Here is a 23,464-nt window from a genome sequence, read left to right on the forward strand (position 1 = left end):
GTATTCAGGATGAGAACGTATAACGATGAAAGGCAGTAACAAATCCCGCTGGGCAATCGCCGCTGGCATCATTGTGGTGGCCCTTGCCGCCGCCTGGTACTGGCACAGTCAATCCGCGAACACCGCCGCACCGGCCGGCGCCACCAGCCAGGCCCAGCGCCCCACGGGCGGAGGTCGTCACGGCATGCGCGGCGGCGCGCTGGCGCCGGTTCAGGCGGCAACGGCGGTGAATAAAGCCGTTCCTCGCTATCTCACCGGTCTCGGGACCATCACCGCTGCCAACACCGCCACGGTGCGCAGCCGCGTCGACGGCCAGCTCATCGAGATCCACTTCCAGGAAGGTCAGCAGGTCAAAGCGGGCGATCTGCTGGCGGAAATCGACCCGAGCCAGTTTAAGGTCGCCCTTGCCCAGGCGCAGGGACAGCTCGCGAAAGACAACGCGACCCTCGCCAACGCCCGGCGCGATTTAGCCCGCTACCAGCAGCTGGTGAAAACAAACCTGGTGTCCCGTCAGGAGCTGGATACCCAGCAGTCGCTGGTCAGTGAAACGCAGGGCACGATCAAAGCGGACGAAGCCGCGGTGGCCAGCGCCCAGCTGCAGCTGGACTGGAGCCGCATCACCGCGCCGATTGACGGACGCGTCGGCCTGAAGCAGGTCGATATCGGCAACCAAATCTCCAGCGGCGACACCACGGGCATCGTGGTGATCACCCAGACCCACCCGATTGATTTAGTCTTTACCCTGCCGGAAAGCGATATCGCGACCGTCATGCAGGCGCAAAAAGCCGGTAAAGGCCTGGTGGTGGAAGCCTGGGACCGCACCAACACGCAGAAGCTGAGTGAAGGGTCCCTGCTCAGTCTGGATAACCAGATCGACACCACCACCGGCACCATCAAGCTGAAGGCGCGCTTTAATAACCAGGACGATGCCCTCTTCCCGAACCAGTTCGTCAATGCGCGCATGCTGGTGGCCACCGAAGAGAACGCGGTGGTGATCCCCACCGCTGCGCTGCAGATGGGTAACGAAGGTAACTTTGTCTGGGTGCTTAACAGCGACAATAAGGTCAGCAAGCACCTGGTGAAAACCGGTATCCAGGACAGCCAGACGGTGGTCATCAGCGCCGGGCTTTCCGCAGGCGACCGCGTGGTCACCGACGGCATTGACCGTCTGACCGAAGGGGCCAAAGTGGAAGTGGTGGAACCGGCGAAACAGGGAGCGACCTCCTGATGCAGGTGCTGCCGCCAGGCTCCACGGGTGGGCCGTCACGCCTGTTTATCCTCCGTCCTGTCGCCACCACGCTGCTGATGGTGGCGATCCTGCTCGCCGGGATTATCGGCTATCGCTTTCTGCCCGTCTCGGCGCTGCCGGAGGTGGACTATCCCACCATTCAGGTGGTGACGCTCTATCCCGGCGCCAGCCCGGATGTCGTGACGTCCGCCATCACCGCCCCGCTGGAGCGCCAGTTCGGCCAGATGTCGGGGCTAAAACAGATGTCCTCCCAGAGTTCCGGTGGGGCGTCCGTCGTGACGCTGCAGTTCCAGCTGACGCTGTCGCTGGACGTCGCCGAGCAGGAGGTGCAGGCCGCCATCAACGCCGCCACCAACCTGCTGCCTTCAGACCTGCCTAACCCGCCGGTCTACAGCAAGGTGAACCCGGCGGATCCGCCGATCATGACGCTGGCCGTCACCTCCTCCGCCATGCCGATGACCCAGGTCGAAGACATGGTCGAAACGCGCGTGGCGCAGAAAATTTCTCAGGTCTCCGGCGTCGGCCTCGTCACCCTGGCGGGCGGACAGCGCCCGGCGGTGCGCGTTAAGCTTAACGCGCAGGCCATCGCCGCGCTGGGGCTCACCAGCGAAACCATCCGCAGCGCCATCAGCAATGCCAACGTCAACTCGGCGAAGGGCTCGCTGGACGGCCCAACCCGCGCCGTCACGCTCTCGGCGAACGACCAGATGCAGTCCGCCGACGAATATCGTCAGCTGATTATCGCCTACCAGAACGGCGCGCCGGTGCGTCTGGGCGACGTGGCGACCGTAGAACAAGGCGCGGAAAACAGCTGGCTGGGAGCCTGGGCCAACAGGCAGCAGGCGATCGTGATGAACGTGCAGCGCCAGCCGGGTGCCAACATCATCGAAACCGCCGACAGCATCCGCACCATGCTGCCGCAGCTGATCGAAAGCCTGCCGAAGTCGGTCAGCGTGAAGGTGCTTTCAGACCGTACCACCAACATTCGCGCGTCGGTCACCGACACCCAGTTTGAGCTGATGCTGGCGATTGCGCTGGTGGTGATGATCATTTATCTGTTCCTGCGCAACGTTCCGGCGACCATTATTCCCGCCGTCGCCGTACCGCTCTCGCTGGTCGGCACCTTTGCGGTGATGGTGTTCCTCGATTTTTCGATCAACAACCTGACGCTGATGGCGCTCACCATCGTCACCGGGTTCGTGGTGGATGACGCCATCGTCGTCATCGAGAACATCTCGCGCTATATCGAGAAAGGTGAAAAACCGGTGGCCGCCGCGCTGAAGGGCGCAGGTGAAATCGGCTTTACCATTATCTCGCTGACCTTCTCGCTGATTGCGGTGCTGATCCCGCTGCTGTTTATGGGCGATATCGTCGGGCGTCTGTTCCGCGAGTTTGCCGTGACGCTGGCGGTCGCCATTCTGATCTCCGCCGTGGTGTCGCTGACCCTGACGCCGATGATGTGCGCCCGGATGCTGAGCCACGCGTCGCTGCGCAAGCAAAACCGCTTCTCGCGCGCCTCCGAGCGCATGTTCGAGCGCATTATTGCCGCCTACGGTCGCGTGCTGGCGAAAGTCCTCAACCACCCGTGGGCCACGCTCGGCGTAGCGCTCGGCACGCTGGCGCTCAGCGTGATGCTGTGGATTTTCATTCCGAAAGGCTTCTTCCCGATCCAGGACAACGGCATTATTCAGGGCACGCTTCAGGCACCACAGTCGGTCTCTTTTGCCAATATGGCGCAGCGCCAGCAGCAGGTGTCTGACATCATCATGAAGGATCCGGCGGTAGAGAGCCTGACCGCTTACGTCGGCGTGGACGGCACCAATCCGTCGCTGAACAGCGCGCGTCTGCAGATCAACCTCAAGCCGCTGGATGAGCGTGACGATCGCGTCAACGCCGTCATTGAGCGGCTGCAAAGCGCCGTGGCCCGCGTGCCGGGCGTTGAGCTTTACCTGCAGCCGATTCAGGATTTGACCATCGATACCCAGGTCAGCCGCACGCAGTACCAGTTCACGCTGCAGGCCACCTCGCTGGACGCGCTCAGCACCTGGGTGCCGCAGCTGGTGAATAAGCTTAACATCCTGCCGCAGCTCGCCGACGTCAGCAGCGACTGGCAGGACAAAGGGCTGGCGGCGTATGTGAACGTCAACCGCGACGCCGCCAGCCGTCTGGGCATCACCATGGCGGACGTGGATAACGCTCTGTACAACGCCTTCGGTCAGCGCCTGATCTCCACCATCTACACCCAGGCGAACCAGTACCGCGTGGTGCTGGAGCACAACACGGAGAACACGCCCGGCCTGGCGGGGCTGGACTCGGTGCGCCTGACCAGCAAAGACGGCGGCATTGTGCCGCTGAGCGCTATCGCCACGGTGGAAGAACGCTATACCCCGCTGTCGATTAACCATCTGGATCAGTTCCCGTCCACCACCATCTCCTTTAACGTGCCGGACAATTACTCTCTGGGCGAAGCGGTGGAGGCCATTCAGGCGGCGGAAAAAGCGGTAAGCTTCCCGGCTGATATTCAGACCCAGTTCCAGGGCAGCACCCTGGCGTTCCAGGCCGCGCTGGGCAACACCATCTGGCTGATCGTGGCGGCGGTCGTGGCGATGTACATCGTGCTCGGCGTGCTGTACGAGAGCTTTATCCACCCGATCACCATCCTCTCTACCCTGCCGACGGCGGGCGTGGGGGCACTGCTGGCATTAATGCTGGCGGGCAGCGAGCTGGACGTGATTGCCATCATCGGTATCATCCTGCTCATCGGGATCGTGAAGAAAAACGCCATCATGATGATCGACTTCGCCCTGGCCGCCGAGCGCGAGCAGGGCATGTCGCCGCGCGATGCGATTTTCCAGGCCTGCCTGCTGCGTTTTCGCCCCATCCTGATGACCACGCTGGCCGCCCTGCTGGGCGCGCTGCCGCTGATGCTCAGCACGGGCGTCGGCGCGGAGCTGCGCCGTCCGCTGGGTATCGGCATGGTCGGCGGTCTGCTGGTGAGCCAGGTGCTGACCCTGTTCACCACGCCGGTGATCTACCTGCTGTTTGACCGCCTGGCGCTGTGGACCAAAAGCCGCTTCCCGAAACGTGAAGAGGAGGCATAAGTGAAGTTTTTCGCCCTCTTCATTTATCGCCCGGTGGCGACGATTCTCATCTCACTCGCCATTACCCTCTGCGGCGTGCTGGGCTTCCGGCTGCTGCCGGTGGCCCCCCTGCCGCAGGTGGACTTCCCGGTGATCATGGTCAGCGCCTCGCTGCCGGGCGCCTCGCCGGAAACCATGGCCTCGTCCGTTGCCACGCCGCTGGAGCGTTCGCTCGGGCGGATTGCGGGGGTCAACGAGATGACCTCCAGCAGCTCGCTGGGCAGCACGCGCATTATTCTGGAATTCAGCTTCGACCGGGATATCAACGGCGCGGCGCGCGACGTGCAGGCGGCCATTAACGCCGCACAGAGCCTGCTGCCGAGCGGGATGCCGAGCCGCCCAACCTACCGCAAGGCCAACCCGTCCGATGCGCCGATCATGATCCTGACGCTGACCTCGGATACGTACTCGCAGGGGCAGCTGTACGACTTTGCGTCCACCCAGCTGGCGCAGACCATCTCACAAATTAACGGCGTCGGGGACGTGAGCGTCGGCGGGAGTTCCCTGCCCGCCGTGCGCGTGGGCCTAAACCCGCAGGCGCTGTTCAACCAGGGCGTGTCGCTGGATGACGTGCGCTCCGCCATCAGCACGGCCAACGTCCGCAAGCCGCAGGGGGCGATTGAGGACGGTAGCCACCGCTGGCAGATCCACACTAACGACGAGCTGAAAACCGCCGCGGAATATCAGCCGCTCATTATTCACTACAACAACGGCGCCGCGGTGCGCTTGAGCGACGTCGCCAGCGTTACCGACTCGGTGCAGGACGTGCGCAACGCCGGGATGACCAATGCGAAACCGGCCATTCTGCTGATGATCCGCAAGCTGCCGGAAGCGAATATTATTGAGACGGTGAACAGCATTCGCGCCCGTCTTCCGGACCTGCAGGAGACCATCCCGGCAGCAATCGATCTGCAAATTGCCCAGGATCGCTCCCCGACCATTCGCGCCTCGCTTGAAGAGGTGGAGCAAACGCTGATTATCTCCGTCGCGCTGGTGATCCTGGTGGTCTTCCTGTTCCTGCGATCCGGCCGCGCGACGCTTATTCCAGCAGTGGCCGTGCCGGTCTCGCTGATCGGCACCTTTGCCGCCATGTACCTGTGCGGGTTTAGCCTCAACAACCTGTCGCTGATGGCCCTGACGATTGCCACCGGCTTCGTGGTGGATGACGCCATCGTGGTGCTGGAAAACATTTCCCGCCACCTGGAAGCGGGCGTGAAGCCGCTGCAGGCCGCGCTGCAGGGCACGCGCGAGGTAGGCTTTACGGTGCTCTCCATGAGCCTGTCGCTGGTGGCGGTATTCCTGCCGCTGCTGCTGATGGGCGGGCTGCCGGGCAGGCTGCTGCGCGAGTTTGCCGTCACGCTGTCGGTTGCCATTGGCATTTCGCTGGTCATCTCCTTAACGCTGACGCCTATGATGTGCGGCTGGATGCTCAAGCGCAGCAAGCCGCACTCGCAGCCGCGCCGCAAAGGCTTTGGCCGCGTTCTGATGGCGATGCAGGAAGGCTACGGCAAATCGCTGAAGTGGGTGCTGAACCACACAAGGCTGGTCGGCCTGGTGCTGATCGGCACCATCGTGCTCAACGTGTGGCTGTATATTTCCATCCCGAAAACCTTTTTCCCGGAGCAGGATACCGGCGTGCTGATGGGCGGCATTCAGGCGGACCAGAGCATTTCCTTCCAGGCGATGCGCGGCAAGCTGCAGGACTTTATGAAGATCATTCGGGAAGACAAAGCCGTGGATAACGTTACCGGCTTTACCGGCGGGTCGCGCGTCAACAGCGGGATGATGTTTATTACCCTGAAACCGCGCGGCGAGCGCAACGAAACCGCCCAGCAGGTGATTGACCGCCTGCGGGTGAAGCTTGCCAAAGAGCCGGGGGCCAATCTGTTTTTGATGGCCGTTCAGGATATCCGCGTCGGCGGGCGACAGGCGAACGCCAGCTATCAGTACACGTTGCTCTCGGATGATTTAGCCGCCCTGCGCGAGTGGGAGCCGAAGATCCGCAAGGCGCTGGCCACCCTGCCCCAACTGGCGGACGTGAACTCCGATCAGCAGGACAACGGCGCCGAGATGGCCCTGACCTACGACCGCGAAACCATGTCGCGGCTGGGCATTAACGTTGAAGCCGCCAACAGCCTGCTGAACAACGCCTTTGGCCAGCGCGAGATCTCCACCATCTACCAGCCGATGAACCAGTACAAGGTGGTGATGGAGGTTGACCCGCGCTACACCCAGGACATCAGCGCCCTGGACAAAATGTTTGTCATCAACAACGACGGCAAGGCGATTCCGCTCTCGTACTTTGCCAGCTGGCAGCCTGCCAACGCGCCGCTGTCGGTGAACCATCAGGGGCTGTCGGCGGCGTCGACCATCTCCTTTAACCTGCCCGCCGGTTCGTCACTGTCTGAGGCCAGCGATGCAATCAACCGCGCGATGACGCAGCTTGGCGTACCGTCCACCGTGCGCGGCAGCTTTGCCGGGACCGCGCAGGTATTCCAGGAGACGATGAACTCGCAGGTGATTTTAATTCTGGCCGCCATCGCCACGGTCTATATTGTGCTGGGCGTGCTGTATGAGAGCTACGTGCACCCGCTGACCATCCTCTCGACGCTGCCGTCGGCGGGCGTGGGGGCACTGCTGGCGCTGGAGCTGTTCGGCGCGCCGTTCAGCCTTATCGCACTCATCGGGATCATGCTATTGATCGGCATCGTGAAGAAAAACGCCATCATGATGGTGGACTTCGCGCTGGACGCCCAGCGCAACGGCAACCTCTCGCCGGAAGAGGCCATCTTCCAGGCCTGCCTGCTGCGCTTCCGTCCGATCATGATGACCACCCTGGCGGCGCTGTTTGGCGCGCTGCCGCTGGTGATCTCGGGCGGCGACGGTTCCGAACTGCGCCAGCCGCTGGGGATCACCATTGTCGGCGGCCTGGTGATGAGCCAGCTGCTGACGCTGTACACCACGCCGGTGGTCTATCTGTTCTTCGACCGCCTGCGGCTGCGCTTTTCGCGTAAAAACAGAACTACGGTGACCGGATAAATGACAGAGCTTCCCAGCAACGTTCGCTGGCAATTATGGATAGTCGCCTTCGGCTTCTTTATGCAGTCGCTGGATACGACCATCGTCAATACCGCCCTCCCCTCCATGGCGAAAAGCCTCGGGGAGAGCCCGCTGCATATGCACATGGTGATTGTCTCCTACGTGCTGACGGTTGCCGTGATGCTGCCCGCCAGCGGCTGGCTGGCCGATAAGGTCGGCGTGCGGAATATCTTCTTCACCGCCATCGTGCTGTTTACCACCGGCTCGCTATTTTGCGCGCAGGCCAACACCCTCGACCAGCTGGTCATGGCGCGCGTGCTGCAGGGCATCGGCGGGGCGATGATGGTGCCCGTCGGGCGACTAACGGTGATGAAGATTGTGCCGCGCGAGCAGTACATGGCGGCGATGACCTTTGTCACCCTGCCCGGTCAGGTGGGGCCGCTGCTTGGGCCTGCGCTGGGCGGTATGCTGGTGGAGTACACCTCCTGGCACTGGATCTTCTTAATCAATCTCCCGGTAGGCATCATCGGCGCGATGGCCACCCTGACGCTGATGCCGAACTACAAAATGCAGACCCGGCGCTTTGATTTCTTCGGCTTTATTCTGCTGGCGGCGGGCATGGCCACGCTTACCCTGGCACTCGACGGACAAAAGGGGCTGGGGATTTCCACCCTGATGCTCGGGTTGCTGGTGGTTATCGGCATTTCCACCATTGCAGGGTATTTGTGGCATGCTCGCGGCAATGACCAGGCGCTGTTCAGCCTGAACTTGTTTAAAAACCCTACCTACCGTCTCGGGCTGTTCGGCAGCTTTGCCGGACGCGTCGGCAGCGGCATGCTGCCGTTTATGACGCCCGTTTTTCTGCAAATTGGCATGGGCTTTTCGCCATTCCACGCGGGCCTGATGATGATCCCAATGGTGCTCGGCAGCATGGGGATGAAGCGCATGGTGGTGCAGGTGGTGAACCGCTTTGGCTACCGTCACGTGCTGGTGGCCGCCACGCTGGGGCTGGCGCTGGTCAGCCTGCTGTTTATGGCCGTGGCGCTGATGGGCTGGTACTACGTCCTGCCGCTGGTGCTGTTCTGCCAGGGGATCATCAACTCCATGCGCTTCTCGTCGATGAATACCCTGACGCTGAAGGACCTGCCGGACGATCTGGCGAGCAGCGGCAACAGCCTGCTATCGATGATTATGCAGCTCTCCATGAGCGTGGGCGTGACGATCGCGGGGTTGCTGCTCGGCATGTACGGCCAGCACCATCTCAGCGTCGACACACCGGTGGCGCATCAGGTCTTTATGTATACCTACCTCAGCATGGCGGTCATCATCGCCCTGCCCGCGTTCATCTTCGCCCGCGTGCCGGATGATACCAGCAAGAACGTCGTGATTAGGCGCGGCAAAAGGAGTGGCTCATGAAATTCTGGCGTCCGGGTATTACCGGCAAGCTCTTTCTGGCGATTTTTGCCACCTGTATCGTTTTGCTGATCACCATGCACTGGGCGGTGCGGGTCAGCTTTGAGCGCGGCTTTATTGATTACATCAAGCATGGCAATGAGCAGCGTTTGCAGGGCTTAAGCGATGCGCTGAGTGAACAGTACGCCCAGCACGGCAACTGGCGTTTTCTGCGCAATAATGACCGCTTTATTTTCCAGATTCTGCGCTCGCTGGAGCACGATACCGGTGATGACCGTCCGGGCCCGGGCATGCCGCCGCACGGCTGGCGCACCCAGTTCTGGGTGATCGACCAGGACATGCGCCCCCTGGTTGGCCCGCGCGCGCCGATACCGCCGGACGGCACCCGGCGGGCGATTAAAGTGAATAACGCGACCGTCGGCTGGGTTATCGCCTCGCCGGTGGAGCGCCTGACGCGCAACACCGACATCAACTTTGACCGCCAGCAGCGCCGGACCAGCTGGCTGATTGTCGCCCTCTCCACGCTGCTCGCCGCGCTCGCCACCTTCCCGCTGGCGCGCGGCCTGCTCGCCCCGGTGAAACGCCTGGTGGAGGGCACGCACAAGCTGGCCGCCGGGGATTTCACCACCCGCGTCGATACCCGCAGCCAGGACGAACTGGGCAAGCTGGCGCAGGACTTTAACCAGCTCGCCAGCACGCTTGAGAAGAACCAGCAGATGCGCCGCGACTTTATGGCCGATATTTCACACGAGCTGCGCACCCCGCTGGCGGTGCTGCGCGGCGAGCTCGAAGCCATTCAGGACGGCGTGCGCCAGTTTACGCCGGAATCGGTGGCTTCCCTACAGGCGGAGGTGGGCACGCTCACCAAGCTGGTGGACGATCTCCACCAGCTCTCCATGTCCGACGAAGGCGCGCTGGCCTACCAGAAGGCGCCCGTAGACGTCATTAACGTGCTGGAAGTGGCGAGCGGCGCCTTCCGCGAACGCTTTGCCAGCCGCAACCTGAAAATCGACCTCTCCCTGCCGGACAGCGCGGTGGTGTTTGGCGACAAAGATCGGCTGATGCAGCTGTTCAACAACCTGCTGGAAAACAGCCTGCGCTACACCGACAGCGGCGGCGGGCTGCATATCTCCGGCAGGCAGGACAACGGGCGCTTTGCCCTCACCTTCGCCGATTCCGCCCCCGGCGTGCAGGACGCGCAGCTGGGAAAACTGTTCGAGCGCTTTTACCGTACCGAAGGCTCCCGCAACCGCGCCAGCGGCGGCTCCGGCCTGGGGCTGGCGATTTGCGTTAACATCGTCGAGGCGCATAATGGCACGATCCGCGCCGCCCATTCGCCTTTTGGCGGGGTTAGCATTACAGTAGAGTTACCTCTGGAACGGGATTTATCGAGAGAAGTATGACCGAGTTACCGATTGACGAAAACACGCCGCGCATTTTGATCGTCGAAGACGAACCCAAGCTGGGACAGCTGCTGATCGACTATTTACGCGCGGCCAGCTATGCCCCGTCACTGATCGGCCACGGCGACCAAGTGCTGCCCTACGTGCGCCAGACTCCGCCGGATCTGATCCTGCTGGATTTAATGCTGCCTGGCGTTGATGGCCTGACCCTGTGCCGGGAAATTCGCCGCTTCTCCGACGTACCGATCGTCATGGTCACCGCCAAAATTGAAGAGATTGACCGCCTGCTGGGGCTCGAAATCGGCGCGGACGATTATATCTGCAAACCCTACAGCCCGCGTGAAGTGGTCGCCCGCGTGAAAACCATTCTGCGCCGCTGCAGGCCGCAGCGCGAGCTTCAGGTGCTGGACGCCGAAAGCCCGCTGATTGTGGATGAAAGCCGCTTCCAGGCGAGCTGGCGCGGCAAGCTGCTGGACCTGACGCCTGCGGAGTTCCGCCTGCTGAAAACCCTCTCCCACGAGCCGGGAAAAGTCTTCTCCCGCGAACAGCTGCTGAACCATCTGTATGACGATTACCGCGTGGTGACCGACCGCACCATCGACAGCCACATTAAAAACCTGCGCCGCAAGCTGGAGGCGCTGGACGCCGAGCAGTCGTTTATTCGCGCAGTGTATGGCGTGGGGTATCGCTGGGAAGCGGATGCGTGCAGGATTGCCTAGTTAGCCGCTGGTCAATCCAGGCCGGGTAAGGCGAAACTGCCACCCGGCACAATAACTTTACCTCCCTGCCCCGCAGCGCTACAATGCCCGCCCTTAAAGTGGGGGATCTCCCCTTACCGCTGCACCAAGTGCACGCGGATCTGACCTGTCATCAGAACGAGAACAAACATGTTTAAACCGGAACTCCTTTCCCCGGCGGGAACGCTGCAAAATATGCGTTACGCTTTCGCCTATGGCGCCGACGCCGTGTATGCGGGCCAGCCGCGCTACTCGCTGCGCGTGCGTAATAACGAATTCAACCACGAGAACCTGCAGCTCGGCATCAACGAAGCGCATGCTCTGGGTAAAAAATTCTACGTGGTGGTCAACATCGCGCCGCACAACGCCAAGCTGAAAACGTTCATCCGTGACCTGAAGCCGGTGGTGGATATGGGGCCGGACGCGCTGATCATGTCGGACCCGGGTTTAATCATGCTGGTTCGGGAGAACTTCCCGGAGATGGATATTCACCTCTCCGTACAGGCTAACGCCGTCAACTGGGCGACGGTGAAATTCTGGAAGCAGATGGGGCTGACCCGCGTCATCCTGTCCCGCGAGCTTTCGCTGGAAGAGATCGAAGAGATCCGCACCCAGGTGCCGGATATGGAAATCGAAATCTTCGTTCACGGCGCGCTGTGCATGGCCTACTCCGGCCGCTGCCTGCTCTCAGGCTATATCAACAAGCGCGACCCGAACCAGGGTACCTGCACCAACGCCTGCCGCTGGGAATATAACGTCCAGGAAGGCAAAGAGGACGACATCGGCAACATCGTCCACAAGCATGAGCCGATCCCGGTGACTAACGTCGAGCCAACGCTGGGCATCGGCGCGCCAACCGACAGCGTGTTTATGATTGAAGAAGCCAAACGTCCGGGCGAGTACATGACCGCCTTTGAAGACGAGCACGGCACCTACATCATGAACTCGAAAGATCTGCGCGCCATCGCCCACGTTGAGCGCCTGACCCAGATGGGCGTGCACTCCCTGAAGATTGAAGGGCGCACCAAATCCTATTACTACTGCGCGCGTACCGCACAGGTGTACCGCAAAGCCATCGACGATGCGGCCGCCGGTAAACCGTTCGATACCAGCCTGCTGGAAACGCTGGAAGGCCTGGCGCACCGCGGCTATACCGAAGGTTTCCTGCGCCGTCATACCCACGACGACTACCAGAACTACGAGCACGGCTACTCCGTTTCCGAGCGCCAGCAGTTTGTCGGTGACTTCACCGGCGAGCGCAAAGGCGCGCTGGCGGCCGTGGCGGTGAAAAATAAGTTCACCAAAGGCGACAGCCTGGAGCTGATGACCCCGCAGGGCAACATGAACTTCACGCTGGAGCATCTGGAAAACGGCAAAGGCGAAGCGATTGAGGTCGCGCCGGGCGACGGGCATACCGTCTGGCTGCCGGTTCCGGAAGAAGTGGAGCTGAAGTTCGCGCTGCTGATGCGTAACTTCAACGGTGAAAGCACCCGAAACCCACACGGCAAATAGTTAATCAGGGAAATTTTTTCGCGCTGGGATAATTCTTAGAATCGGATCACATACCGCTTCGTTCAATACGGGTATTATCCCCCCGCTGAAAAACATAACCCATAAATGCTAGCTGTACCAGGAACCACCTCCTTAGCCTGCGTAATCTCCCTTACGCGGGCTTATTTTTTGCCTTCTCTCTCCTCAATCCAGGCAATGAGTTCGTCGATTTGCTTCTCTGAGAACACGGCGATCCCATTCTCAGCGAGCAACGACGCAGCAACCCCCATCCCCGCTTTCTGTATACCGCGAAACGATCCGTCATAAATAAACTCACTGCCGCACGTTGGGCTGCCATCGGTTAGCAATGCAGCGCTACACCCCGACGCCTGAGCAGCGCGTAGCGCGAGCCAGGCTGCAAGCTGATAATGTGCGGTCACATCCTGCCCGGTATTTTCCATAATTCTGGCTTGCCCGTGCATCACGTCTTTGCCATCAGCGAATATAATCTCTGCCGGAGGACGCGGTACAGGCAGCCCGGCAGCCAATTCAGGGCAGTGGATAACCAGACGTTGTTCCTGTTGCCAGCGAGCGAGTTGCTCGTTCATTCGCGGTTTTTCACTTCCGTTATAACGGACCCTGAAGCCCATCAGGCACGCGCTTACCAAAATTTTATTCATCATCACTTTCCTGTGATTACATTAATCTCATCGCTGAAGTGTAACGCGCTTTTGTGCCTGTTTTGTTCCTTTCATCCTGTTCTTACCCGCTTTTTCCCTCTCTGCTATACACTCTTACTAACGCTAAAAAAGGGAGCAGCGAGGATGGCAACCTATCCAGACAGTTTATTGATTCTCAACGGCAAAAGTGCAGGCAACGATCTGCTGCGTCAGGCCATTCAGGGTTTGCGTGACGACGGCGCGCGCATCCACGTCAGGGTAACCTGGGAAAAAGGCGACGCGGCACGCTATATCAATGAAGCCCTCGGGCTTGGCGTTGAGACCATCATTTCCGGCGGCGGCGATGGCACCATCAATGAGATCGCGTCAGCGCTGATCGACCTGCCCCCGGCAGACCGCCCGGTGATGGGTATTTTACCGCTCGGCACCGCCAATGATTTTGCCACCAGCGCCGGGATCCCCGAGGCGTTAGAGAAAGCGCTTCAGCTGGCGATCCTCGGTAAAGCGACCGCGGTAGATATTGCGCAGGTGAATGACAAAACCTGCTTTATCAATATGGCCACCGGCGGGTTCGGCACGCGCATCACCAGCGAAACGCCGGAAAAACTGAAGGCTGCGTTGGGCGGCGTGTCGTATCTGATCCACGGTCTGATGCGCATGGATACCCTCAAGCCTGACCGCTGCGAAATTCGCGGCGAAGATTTCCAGTGGCAGGGCGACGCGCTGGTGATTGGCATTGGCAATGGGCGTCAGGCCGGCGGCGGGCAGCAGCTGTGCCCGGAGGCGCTGATCAATGACGGTCAGCTACAGCTGCGGATTTTCACGGGTGACGGCCTGCTGCCCGCGCTGTTTACCACGCTGACGCAGCCGGAAGAGAGTCCGAATATCATTGACGGGAAATCCGCATGGTTTGAGGTAAATGCCCCGCACGGGATGACCTTTAACCTCGACGGGGAACCGCTCAGCGGGACGCAGTTCCGCATTGAGGTGTTGCCCGGCGCGCTGCAGTGTCGGTTGCCGCCAGACTGTGTGCTTTTGCGCTGATGGTATTGCCGGGTGCCGGCTACGCCTTACCCGGCCTACGCTTCGCCCTCAGGTCAGGCAATCGTGACTTTGCTGTCCAGATAGACGTCCTGAACCGCATTGATCAGCTTCACGCCGTCAGCCATCGATTTCTTAAACGCCTTACGGCCAAGGATCAGCCCCATGCCGCCCGCGCGTTTGTTGATAACCGCCGTACGCACCGCGTCTGACAGGTCAGTATCGCCTCCCGCCGCGCCACCGGAGTTAATCAGCCCTGCGCGGCCCATGTAGCAGTTTGCCAGCTGGTAGCGCACCAGGTCGATCGGGTTATCGCTGGTCAGCTTGCTGTAAACGCGGTCATCGGTGTAACCAAAGTTCACTGCTTTATATCCGCCATTATTCTCGGCCATTTTCTGCTTCACGATATCCGCGCCGATGGTCGCCGCCAGGTGGTTCGCCTGCCCGGTCAGGTCAGCCGACACGTGATAATCCACACCGTCTTTTTTGAACGCCGAGTTGCGCAGGTACGCCCACAGCACGGTCACCATACCCAGCTCGTGCGCGCGCTCAAACGCCGCAGAGATCTCTTCAATCTGACGACGAGACTGTTCTGAGCCAAAATAGATGGTCGCCCCAACGGCAACCGCCCCCATATTGAACGCCTGCTCGACGCTGGCATAGAGCGTCTGGTCATATTCGGTGGGGTAGCTCAGGGTTTCATTGTGGTTCAGCTTCACGAGGAACGGAATGCGGTGGGCATAGCGACGCGAGACGGAGGCCAGCACGCCGTAGGTGGACGCCACGCAGTTACAGCCCGCTTCAATCGCCAGCTCAACAATGTTCTTCGGATCGAAATAGAGCGGATTCGCCGCGAAGGAGGCGCCCGCCGAGTGCTCAACGCCCTGGTCTACCGGCAGAATAGAGAGATATCCGGTGCCGCCGAGCCGCCCGGTGTTATAGAGCGTCTGCATATTTCTTAGCACGGCAGGCGGACGGTTGTTATCGACCATCACGCGGTCAACGTAGTCATGACCAGGCAGGTAAAGCTGGTCGGCTGGAATGGTCATACAACGATGCTGTAAAAGGCTGTCGGCGTCTTTGCCAAGCAACTGCGCAATATCAGTCATGTGATACTCCCGTAAGTTCGACGTCATGTCGGTGTGCGTTTATCCAGTCCCATCTTTTATGGGCAGACTAAGCCTGGTACCGACTTAACAGATTTTCCACCCTTTGCAATTTTTTTCAGCACAATCTGCTGGCTCGATTCGTGTACAACAAAACTGTTACATTGATCAAACAATCGCCACAAAGGTATTTAAAAGGTATTATAGGATGGTATGTTAAAGGCGTACCCTCTCTGACATGCAGGATTAAAAAATGAAAACGAAAGTCCAACTGTCATTCATGATGTTTGTTGAATGGTTTATCTGGGGCGCGTGGTTTGTGCCGCTGTGGCTGTGGCTGAGCAAAAGCGGTTTTACCGCCGGGGAAATCGGCTGGTCTTATGCCTGTACCGCCATTGCCGCAATCCTCTCCCCAATTCTGGTCGGATCGCTGACGGACCGCTTCTTCGCCGCGCAGAAAGTTCTGGCGGTGCTGATGTTTGCCGGCGCGATTCTGATGTACTTCGCGGCACAGCAAACCCAGTTCAGCACCTTCTTCCCGCTGCTGCTGGTTTACTCCCTGACCTATATGCCCACCATCGCGCTGACCAACAGTATTGCCTTCGCGAACGTGGATGATGTCGAGGCCGATTTCCCGCGTATCCGCGTGATGGGTACTATCGGCTGGATCGCCTCCGGGCTGGCGTGCGGCTTCCTGCCGCAGATGCTGGGCTATAGCGATATTTCCGATACCAATATTCCCCTGCTGATGACCGCCGCCAGCTCCGCCCTGCTCGGCGTCTTTGCCCTGTTCCTGCCGAATACGCCGCCGAAGAGCACCGGCAAGCTGGATTTCAAAGTGATGCTGGGGCTGGACGCGCTGATCCTGCTGCGCGACAGAAACTTCCTCGTGTTTTTCTTCTGCTCGTTCCTGTTCGCCATGCCGCTGGCCTTCTACTACATTTTCGCCAACGGATATCTCACTGAAGTGGGGATGAAAAACGCCACCGGCTGGATGACGCTCGGCCAGTTCTCTGAAATCTTCTTTATGCTGGCGCTGCCGTTCTTTACCAAACGCTTTGGTATTAAGAAGGTCTTACTGCTGGGTCTGATTACCGCCGCCATCCGCTACGGGTTCTTCGTTTACGGCGGTGCGGAACAATACTTCACCTACGCCCTGCTGTTCCTCGGCATTCTGCTGCACGGCGTGAGCTACGACTTCTACTACGTCACCGCGTATATCTACGTGGATAAAAAAGCGCCGGTGCATATGCGCACCGCCGCGCAGGGCCTGATTACGCTCTGCTGTCAGGGCTTTGGTAGCCTGCTGGGTTACCGCCTGGGCGGCGTGATGATGGAAAAAATGTTCGCCTACAAAGAGCCGGTGAATGGGCTGACCTTCAACTGGGCCGGAATGTGGACATTTGGCGCGATCATGATTGCCGTGATTGCCGTGCTGTTTATGCTGTTTTTCCGCGAATCGGACAAAGAGATCGCTGCAATTGCGGTGGTTGATGGCGATGCCGCGCTGACACAAGGGGAAGTTAAATGAAACAAGAACGTATTCTCGGTGCCCTTTACGGGCAGGCGTTAGGGGATGCGATGGGCATGCCGTCGGAGCTGTGGCCGAGAAAGCGCGTCAAGGCGCACTTCGGCTGGATCGACCGCTTTTTACCCGGCCCGGCAGAAAATAACGCGGCCTGCTATTTCAGGCAGGCAGAGTTCACCGACGATACCTCAATGGCGCTGTGCCTGGCCGACGCGATCATCGAGTGCGACGGGGAGATTAACGCAGACGTTATCGGCAAGCATATCCTTAACTGGGCGCTCGATTTCGACGCGTTCAACAAGAACGTGCTTGGCCCCACTTCCAAAATCGCGCTGAATGCGATTCGTGACGGGAAGCCGGTCAGCGCGCTGGAAAACAACGGCGTGACCAACGGGGCGGCGATGCGCGCCTCCCCGCTGGGCTGTCTCCTTCCGGCGACGCGGCTGGAACACTTTGTTGAACAGGTGGCGCAGGCCTCCAGCCCGACCCATAAATCGGACCTCGCGATTGCCGGCGCGGTGGTGATGGCCTGGGCGGTTTCCCGCGCCATCGACGGCAAAAGCTGGCAGAACATCGTTGATGCCCTGCCGGGGATCGCCCGCTATGCGCAGGAGATGAAAACCACCACCTTCAGCGCGTCGCTGGCGGCACGTATTGAGCTGGCGCTTAAGACCGTACGGGAAGCCAACGGTATTGAGTCCGCCAGCGAGCAGGTTTATCAGCTGATTGGCGCGGGAACCAGCACCATTGAGTCCGTTCCGGCGGCCATTGCGATGGTGGAACTGGCAGGAACCGACCCGAACCGCTGCGCCATCTTATGCGCCAATCTGGGCGGTGATACGGACACTATTGGCGCCATGGCGACGGCCATCTGCGGCGCGCTGCACGGCGTGCAGGCGATTGATCCGGCGCTCAAAGCCGAACTCGACGCCGTCAACCAGCTCAACTTCGGCCATTATTGCGAGAAACTGCTGCACTTCAGGGAGCAAAGGGAGGGCGTATGAAGGCATTTGCTCAACGTCTCGAAAATCTGCACGCCACGCGCCCGGTGACGGTGCTGGGCGCCGCGGTGATTGACGTCATCGCCGACGCCTACGCCCTGCCCTGGCGCGGGTGCGATATCGAACTTAAGCAGCAGGGCGTGAATATTGGCGGCTGCGCGCTGAACATTGCCATCGCCCTGAAACGCCTCGGGATCGCCGCGCAAAATGCCCTTCCCGTCGGCCATGGCGTATGGGCGGATATTATCCGCAACGCCATGGCGCAGCAGGATCTGCACAGCGCCGTAGAGGCTCAAACCGGCGACAACGGCTGGTGTCTGGCGCTGGTGGAGCCAGACGGCGAGCGCACCTTTATGTCCTTTAGCGGCGTGGAAAACCAGTGGCAGCAGCGCTGGCTGGATGCGCTTCACGTTCCGCAAAACAGCCTGGTTTATCTCTCCGGCTACCAGCTGGCCGCGCCGTGCGGCGAGCTGCTGACAGGCTGGCTGGAGGGATTACAGGACGTGACGGCCTTTATCGATTTCGGCCCACGCATCGCGGATGTTCCTGATGCGCTGATGGAGAGAATCATGGCCTGCAGGCCAATTGTGTCGCTCAATCGTCAGGAAGCGGAACTCGCGGCTGAAAGACTGGGCGTACAGGCTGAAAACCTGGGTGAAGTGTGGCAGCAGCGCTTCGGCGCCGCGCTGATTGTGCGCCATGATAAAGACGGTGCTACGTGGTATGACGGTGACGCCTCGGGCGTTGTTCCGGCGTTTCCGGCGACGGTTGTGGATACCATTGGTGCAGGCGACAGCCACGCGGGCGGCACGCTGGCCGGGCTGGCTGCGGGATGGTCACTGGCAGATGCCGTTCTGCTGGGGAATGCCGTGGCGTCATGGGTGGTCAGCCACCGCGGCGGCGATTGCGCCCCGACGCGCGAGGCACTACTCCTCGCACACAAAGACGTATAGATCGCTGCGACAGTAGCTGATGCTGTACTCAATCGGCCGGTGCTGCTGGTCAAGTGCGACCTGCTTGATCACCAGCACCGGTATTTTTTCATCCATCTTAATGTGCGCCTGAAACTCGCTGTCGGGCATGCGGGCGCTCACCCTTGAGCGGGTGCGCTGCGGGTAGATATTCTGACTGCGGAAGTAGTCATAGAGCGAAATGCCAATCGCATCCGGGTCGGGAATTAACCCGACGGGGACCCAGGACTCTTCAATCGACACCGCATCGTCATCGACATAGCGAATGCGCTTGAGCAAAAAGACCTCGCTGTCCGGGGAGATCGACAGGTGGTTGGCGACCTCTTCCGGACACTTCACCACCCGCTTGTTGACCCAGAGCGTATTCGGCTTCTTGCCGCGCAGCACCACCTGCTGGGAAAAACCGCGCGCCTCTTTAAGCGAATATTCGAAGATATTGTTGATTTGCGTGCCATAGCCACGGGCGCGCGTCACCACGCCCTCTTCTTCCAGCGCCTGCATCGCTTTACGCACGGTAATGCGCGACACCCCGGTCAACTGGCTCAGATCGCGCTCGCCGGGCAAAATATTCCCGTGCTCCAGCACCCCGCTGCGCACCGCGTTTTTTACCGTTTCGGCAAACTTCAGGTACAGTGGGGTGTTGTCGGGCGCGGCGATCCGTTCATTCAGTTGAGCGATTAACCGGGTATGCGCTTGTTCCATCTCTGTTTTCTCAGGCGTGATGTATTCTGCCAGTATACTGGCTTACCACCATGCATGAAAATGGTGTACCGGCCCAATACCGTGACCGACTTCCAGAGTATCGGCTTTTGCCAGCGCCGCCGAGAGCCAGGCTTTTGCTTCGCTAACCGTATCGGCCCAGCTTTCATGACGTGGACGCAGCGCCGCCAGCGCGGCCGAGAGCGTACAGCCCGTGCCGTGGGTATTTTTGGTCTGCACGCGCGGCGCGGTAAAGCGTACTTTGCCGTCGCGGGTGAAGAGCCAGTCCGGACTTTCCGGATCATCAAGATGCCCGCCCTTCATCAGCACCGCCCCGCAGCCCATCGCCAGCAGCGCATTGCCCTGCTCTTTCATTTCCCGTTCAGTTTGCGCGTGCGGCGCGCCCAGCAGCGCGGCGGCTTCCGGAAGATTGGGCGTGATGAGCGCTGCCTGCGGCAGCAGCTTATTGCGCAGCGTCTCGACGGCGGAGGCGGAGAGCAGCGGATCGCCGCTTTTTGCCAGCATGACGGTATCCAGCACCACGTTTTGCACCTGATAGCGCTTAAGCCGTTCGGCCACCGCTTCCACAATGTCCGTTTCGGCCAGCATGCCGATCTTGGTGGTATCAATACGCACGTCGCTGAACACCGAATCCAGCTGCGCGGCAACAAAATCTGGCTCGATGCGGTAGACCGACTGCACGCCGCACGTGTTTTGCGCCACCAGCGCGGTGATGACCGAGCAGCCGTACGCGCCCAGCGCCGAGAAGGTTTTCAGGTCTGCCTGGATACCCGCGCCGCCGCTGGGATCGGTGCCGGCAATGGTCAGGGCGTTAATCCGCTTCATGCCTGCTCCTCCAGCGTGTAGAGCGCGTCGAGGAACGCGCTGGCAAAACTGCCGGGGCCGCGCGAGTGCGCAACGGCCACCGTTCCGGCCCGCTTCATCCATCCGCAGGCGGCGGCGATGTTATCCAGCCGGTCACCCGGCAGCGAGCAGCTCGCCGCCACAACGGCAGAGAGCGCGCACCCGGTGCCCACCACGCGCGTCATCAGCGGGTCACCGCCGGTTACCGTTCGGGTGCGTTGCCCGTCCGTGATGTAGTCCACCTCGCCGGTGACCACCACAATCGTATTGATCTGCCGGGCCAGCGCCTGGGCAGCAGGCACCGCGCTGGCGGCGGTATCGGTCGTATCGACGCCGCGCCCGCCCGCGCTTATCCCGGCGAGGGCAAGGATTTCGGAAGCATTGCCGCGAATGGCGGCCGGTTTCAGGGCAAGGATTTGATGGCAAAACCGGGTGCGGAACGCCAGGGCGCCCACGGCAACCGGGTCCAGCGTCCAGGGTTTGCCTGCCGCTACCGCACTTTCAATAGCACGACGCATCGACTGGGCGCGCGGCGCGGTCAGCGTGCCAACGTTAACCAGCAGCGCATCGGCTATCGCGGCAAACTGCTCGGCCTCTTCGGCCTCGATCACCATCGCCGGAGATGCGCCAAGCGCCAGCAAAACGTTGGCCGTAAAGGTCTGTACGACGTCATTGGTCATACAATGGGTCAGCGGAGAACGGGTGCGGAAGTGGTGTAAAACGTGTAAATCAAGCAGGTCAGGCTGCATGGGTTCGCTCCTGCCTTGCGTGAAGAAGCGATGACCGGGAAGGCATCTGACTTCCCTACGCTGGCATTATCCAGATCAGGTAATACGGGTATTTCTCAGCCTTCATAAAGAAGGGCACCCCGAGTCAAAATACTTTTAAAACAATGATTTATTAAAATCAATGTTCTCAATCAGTGTAACCGTGGCCACAGGCCAGGCGCAAGGAGTTTTGATTTATCACGGCAGCGTTCGCGTTATGAATCTTCCTAGACACTTTTTCGCTAGCATCTTCAACATAAATATTTTTTCCTGGTATATCCCGGAACAAAAATGAGCTGAGTTCATTTTCATTCGAAGCTGACGAAAGGTTCGATAATAAATAATCGGCAAAAACCCATAAATTTACATAAACTGTTATGTGTATTATTAACCCATTTTAATCAAAACACTTAAATACAATTAATGTATTGGTGTTTTATATCTAATTTCACTCTCATCCATTATGAAAGGCTATCTTATTGTATTATAAGATTATTAGGCCGGGCCTTTCTGGATCGACTCGTTTAGCTATTCCTGCTATTTATGATTTAGATCAATAATCAAAATTACACATTCATAGATAGTTACTGCACGTTACGAAATAAGTTATCAAACCAAAATTTCCACCGTTAATCGTGAATTAATTCAGATATAACAAGACGTTGTATCTTCCCGCCAGGATAGCGCCCTTACTTTATTTTTTCTTGTAGTGATGATGAGAGCTTTAAAATGAACTATTTAAATACAACAGCTATCGCTGTTTTTGGTTTTGTGTTCGCTGGTTCAATGAATACTGCAAATGCAGCGGAAGTAAACGTAAACCTTGACGATAACGTCAATAATCCAGGTGCTCACATTCAAATTCAGGGTACCGATAAAACCGCCTACAACCTTGATAACATCGAGGGGAGTAACATTAAGCAAGACGGGCAAATCTATAACCTTCAGGGCGATATTGAAAGAGCAAATACAGCAATTAATAAAGCACAAGATACAGCTAATACCGCTCAAGATGGCGTAAACGCTAACACTCAAGCGCTGGCAGGTAAGGTAGATAAAAGCATTTTCGACGCCGATCAGGATAGACAAGATCACGCCCTTCAGTATGCCTCTGACAAAGCGACTCAGGCATTTAATACGGGCGCTTATGCGCAATCTTTAGCGGTTGATGCACAAACGGTAGCCGCTGCTAACAAAGCTGCTGTTGCTAACGTTCAGTCACGCCAGCAAGCACAAGAAACGACGATTCAGAATCACAGCGCACAATTAGCGAATCATGAATCACGTATTACTGCGTTAGAGAGTCAAAATAACGCTAAGTTCTCTTCTCTGGAGAATCAGCAGAATGAGGATCGCAAGGAATATCGTGCTGGTATCGCTGGCGCTGCTTCTCTTGCTGGTTTGCATTACGTTGATACAGATAACGCGGTTGCCGTCGGTGCTGCCAACTTCAAAGATGCGCAAGGTTACGCAGTCGGTTACCGTCATAAGTTCGCTGAGAGTATAGCCGCTACCCTCTCTACATCAGGTACATCCAACGGTGATGAAATTGTTGCGGCGTCCGCATCTTACGGATGGTGATTTAACAATATTAAATTAAAATGCCAGCAAACCGCCAATCAGCTAAAAAACTCACCATTGAGTTTAATTAGCTGGCTATAACTCAATACATTGCTGCTAGCACAAAAATGACAAAGTACATTTTTATTTCCGCTGTTTTGTATCTCACTTTTATTTTATTAGGGATATGGATCGGCTTGATGTTAGGCACCTATATTTATAATTGTAATTACTGAGGCAATAATGAAAAAGTTAATGATGGTAGCGGCTGTATTATCTCTTGCTGCGTGTTCCTCACCAGCTCAACGGATGGCTGATTGTCAAAGCAAAGGAGTGAGTAAAGATGCTTGTTATATTGCAGAGCAAAACCGCACCACAGCCATTAACGCTGCGGCTGAAAAACAGGCTTTAGAGAATGCAGCTCAACTTGCACAGTCAGCGCACAGGCGCCTTCCTGAAGGCTGCACTCAGGTTATGGATGCTGCGGGTCATTGTGATAGCAAGCCAGCCAAAGTAAGCGGTGATTTAAAAAAGTTATCAGGTGATGCGGATCACGTTATGAATAAGCCTGTCTCTGATGCTGCTGAATATCTGCTTTCGAAAGGCTGGAAGCCAAATAAAGGTTCATGGCACAAGGGTAGCTATATTATGCAGCTGGTTGTCGAAAAAGAGAGTGTTGTAAACGCACAATTATCAAAAATGTGATCTTTGCAGGACGCTACCACCTGATAAGATTTACGTAGCCCCATGTTTATGGGGCTTTGTTTTAGCTCGT

18 protein-coding genes and 1 riboswitch are annotated in these 23,464 nt (G+C 58.6%); of the genes, 13 read left to right on the forward strand and 5 right to left on the reverse strand.

Translation table 11 applies throughout. The features are described 5' to 3' along the window. Positions 1–25: 25 nt before the first annotated feature. The 7 genes from L362_RS12100 (at position 26) to yegQ (ending at position 12,493) form a co-directional block, all read left to right on the forward strand. Entirely contained in the window at positions 26–1,228 is a 1,203-nt protein-coding gene (locus L362_RS12100) for an MdtA/MuxA family multidrug efflux RND transporter periplasmic adaptor subunit (protein WP_023344514.1), read from the forward strand. Then, positions 1,228–4,350, forward strand: a complete 3,123-nt coding sequence (locus L362_RS12095) for an MdtB/MuxB family multidrug efflux RND transporter permease subunit (RefSeq protein ID WP_023344515.1) — start codon at positions 1,228–1,230, stop codon at positions 4,348–4,350. Before L362_RS12100 ends, L362_RS12095 begins: the two co-directional genes overlap by 1 nt. Continuing rightward, complete coding sequence (gene mdtC / locus L362_RS12090) at positions 4,351–7,428, forward strand: multidrug efflux RND transporter permease subunit MdtC (protein WP_023344516.1); 3,078 nt, start codon at positions 4,351–4,353, stop codon at positions 7,426–7,428. Next, positions 7,429–8,844 (forward strand): MFS transporter, encoded by a 1,416-nt coding sequence (locus L362_RS12085; RefSeq protein ID WP_023344517.1) that lies wholly within the window; start codon positions 7,429–7,431, stop codon positions 8,842–8,844. Next, positions 8,841–10,244 (forward strand): envelope stress sensor histidine kinase BaeS, encoded by a 1,404-nt coding sequence (gene baeS / locus L362_RS12080; protein ID WP_023293839.1) that lies wholly within the window; start codon positions 8,841–8,843, stop codon positions 10,242–10,244. The genes L362_RS12085 and baeS overlap by 4 nt, the downstream gene beginning before the upstream one ends. Next, the gene (gene baeR / locus L362_RS12075; protein ID WP_008500865.1) at positions 10,241–10,963 is read left to right on the forward strand and encodes an envelope stress response regulator BaeR; all 723 of its coding nucleotides are present in this window, start codon (positions 10,241–10,243) and stop codon (positions 10,961–10,963) included. The genes baeS and baeR overlap by 4 nt, the downstream gene beginning before the upstream one ends. Positions 10,964–11,131: 168 nt before the next feature. Continuing rightward, complete coding sequence (gene yegQ / locus L362_RS12070) at positions 11,132–12,493, forward strand: prephenate-dependent tRNA uridine(34) hydroxylase TrhP (RefSeq protein ID WP_008500866.1); 1,362 nt, start codon at positions 11,132–11,134, stop codon at positions 12,491–12,493. Positions 12,494–12,654: 161 nt separating this feature from the next. On the opposite strand, the gene L362_RS12065 is transcribed toward yegQ, so the two are convergent. Continuing rightward, positions 12,655–13,155 (reverse strand): 2-thiouracil desulfurase family protein, encoded by a 501-nt coding sequence (locus tag L362_RS12065; protein WP_023344518.1) that lies wholly within the window; start codon positions 13,153–13,155, stop codon positions 12,655–12,657. A gap of 141 nt (positions 13,156–13,296) precedes the next feature. Between L362_RS12065 and yegS the strand changes: the two genes are divergently transcribed. Next, on the forward strand, positions 13,297–14,196 hold the full coding sequence (yegS, locus tag L362_RS12060; RefSeq protein ID WP_021241471.1) for a lipid kinase YegS: 900 nt from the start codon (positions 13,297–13,299) through the stop codon (positions 14,194–14,196). 53 nt (positions 14,197–14,249) lie between these two features. Here the strand turns inward: yegS and fbaB are convergent, their stop codons facing one another. Continuing rightward, on the reverse strand, positions 14,250–15,302 hold the full coding sequence (gene fbaB, locus L362_RS12055; RefSeq protein ID WP_008500869.1) for a class I fructose-bisphosphate aldolase: 1,053 nt from the start codon (positions 15,300–15,302) through the stop codon (positions 14,250–14,252). 250 nt (positions 15,303–15,552) lie between these two features. Here fbaB and L362_RS12050 point away from each other — a divergent pair, with 250 nt between their 5' ends. The 3 genes from L362_RS12050 to L362_RS12040 are packed head-to-tail and all read left to right on the forward strand — an operon-like array spanning position 15,553 to position 18,781. Further along, complete coding sequence (locus tag L362_RS12050; protein ID WP_021241472.1) at positions 15,553–16,830, forward strand: nucleoside permease; 1,278 nt, start codon at positions 15,553–15,555, stop codon at positions 16,828–16,830. Next, positions 16,827–17,831 carry an ADP-ribosylglycohydrolase family protein gene (locus tag L362_RS12045; RefSeq protein ID WP_023344519.1) on the forward strand — a complete coding sequence of 335 codons (1,005 nt, stop codon included), beginning with the start codon at positions 16,827–16,829 and terminating at the stop codon, positions 17,829–17,831. The genes L362_RS12050 and L362_RS12045 overlap by 4 nt, the downstream gene beginning before the upstream one ends. Then, positions 17,828–18,781, forward strand: a complete 954-nt coding sequence (locus tag L362_RS12040) for a PfkB family carbohydrate kinase (protein WP_023344520.1) — start codon at positions 17,828–17,830, stop codon at positions 18,779–18,781. Before L362_RS12045 ends, L362_RS12040 begins: the two co-directional genes overlap by 4 nt. Here L362_RS12040 and L362_RS12035 read toward each other — a convergent pair. From L362_RS12035 to thiM, 3 genes are read right to left on the reverse strand one after another with little or no spacing between them, the layout of a single operon-like run. Then, the gene (locus L362_RS12035; RefSeq protein ID WP_023344521.1) at positions 18,755–19,501 is read right to left on the reverse strand and encodes a GntR family transcriptional regulator; all 747 of its coding nucleotides are present in this window, start codon (positions 19,499–19,501) and stop codon (positions 18,755–18,757) included. The two genes, L362_RS12040 and L362_RS12035, sit on opposite strands and share 27 nt — an antisense overlap. A 42-nt stretch (positions 19,502–19,543) precedes the next feature. Then, the gene (gene thiD, locus L362_RS12030; protein WP_023344522.1) at positions 19,544–20,344 is read right to left on the reverse strand and encodes a bifunctional hydroxymethylpyrimidine kinase/phosphomethylpyrimidine kinase; all 801 of its coding nucleotides are present in this window, start codon (positions 20,342–20,344) and stop codon (positions 19,544–19,546) included. Next, positions 20,341–21,111 (reverse strand): hydroxyethylthiazole kinase, encoded by a 771-nt coding sequence (gene thiM, locus L362_RS12025; RefSeq protein WP_023344523.1) that lies wholly within the window; start codon positions 21,109–21,111, stop codon positions 20,341–20,343. The genes thiD and thiM overlap by 4 nt, the downstream gene beginning before the upstream one ends. A gap of 35 nt (positions 21,112–21,146) precedes the next feature. After that, positions 21,147–21,243, reverse strand: a riboswitch (TPP riboswitch). Positions 21,244–21,858: 615 nt separating this feature from the next. Between thiM and L362_RS12020 the strand changes: the two genes are divergently transcribed. Together L362_RS12020 and L362_RS23895 are read left to right on the forward strand one after the other, a co-directional pair. Then, the gene (locus L362_RS12020) at positions 21,859–22,710 is read left to right on the forward strand and encodes a YadA C-terminal domain-containing protein (RefSeq protein WP_023344524.1); all 852 of its coding nucleotides are present in this window, start codon (positions 21,859–21,861) and stop codon (positions 22,708–22,710) included. Between the two features lie 222 nt (positions 22,711–22,932). Beyond that, positions 22,933–23,394: a hypothetical protein gene (locus L362_RS23895; protein ID WP_071787682.1), complete on the forward strand. Its 462-nt coding sequence runs from the start codon at positions 22,933–22,935 to the stop codon at positions 23,392–23,394. The last annotated feature ends 70 nt before the right edge of the window (positions 23,395–23,464 follow it).

Source organism: Enterobacter sp. MGH 16, assembly GCF_000493175.1.
In the GTDB taxonomy this organism is placed as follows: Bacteria; Pseudomonadota; Gammaproteobacteria; order Enterobacterales; family Enterobacteriaceae; genus Enterobacter; species Enterobacter roggenkampii.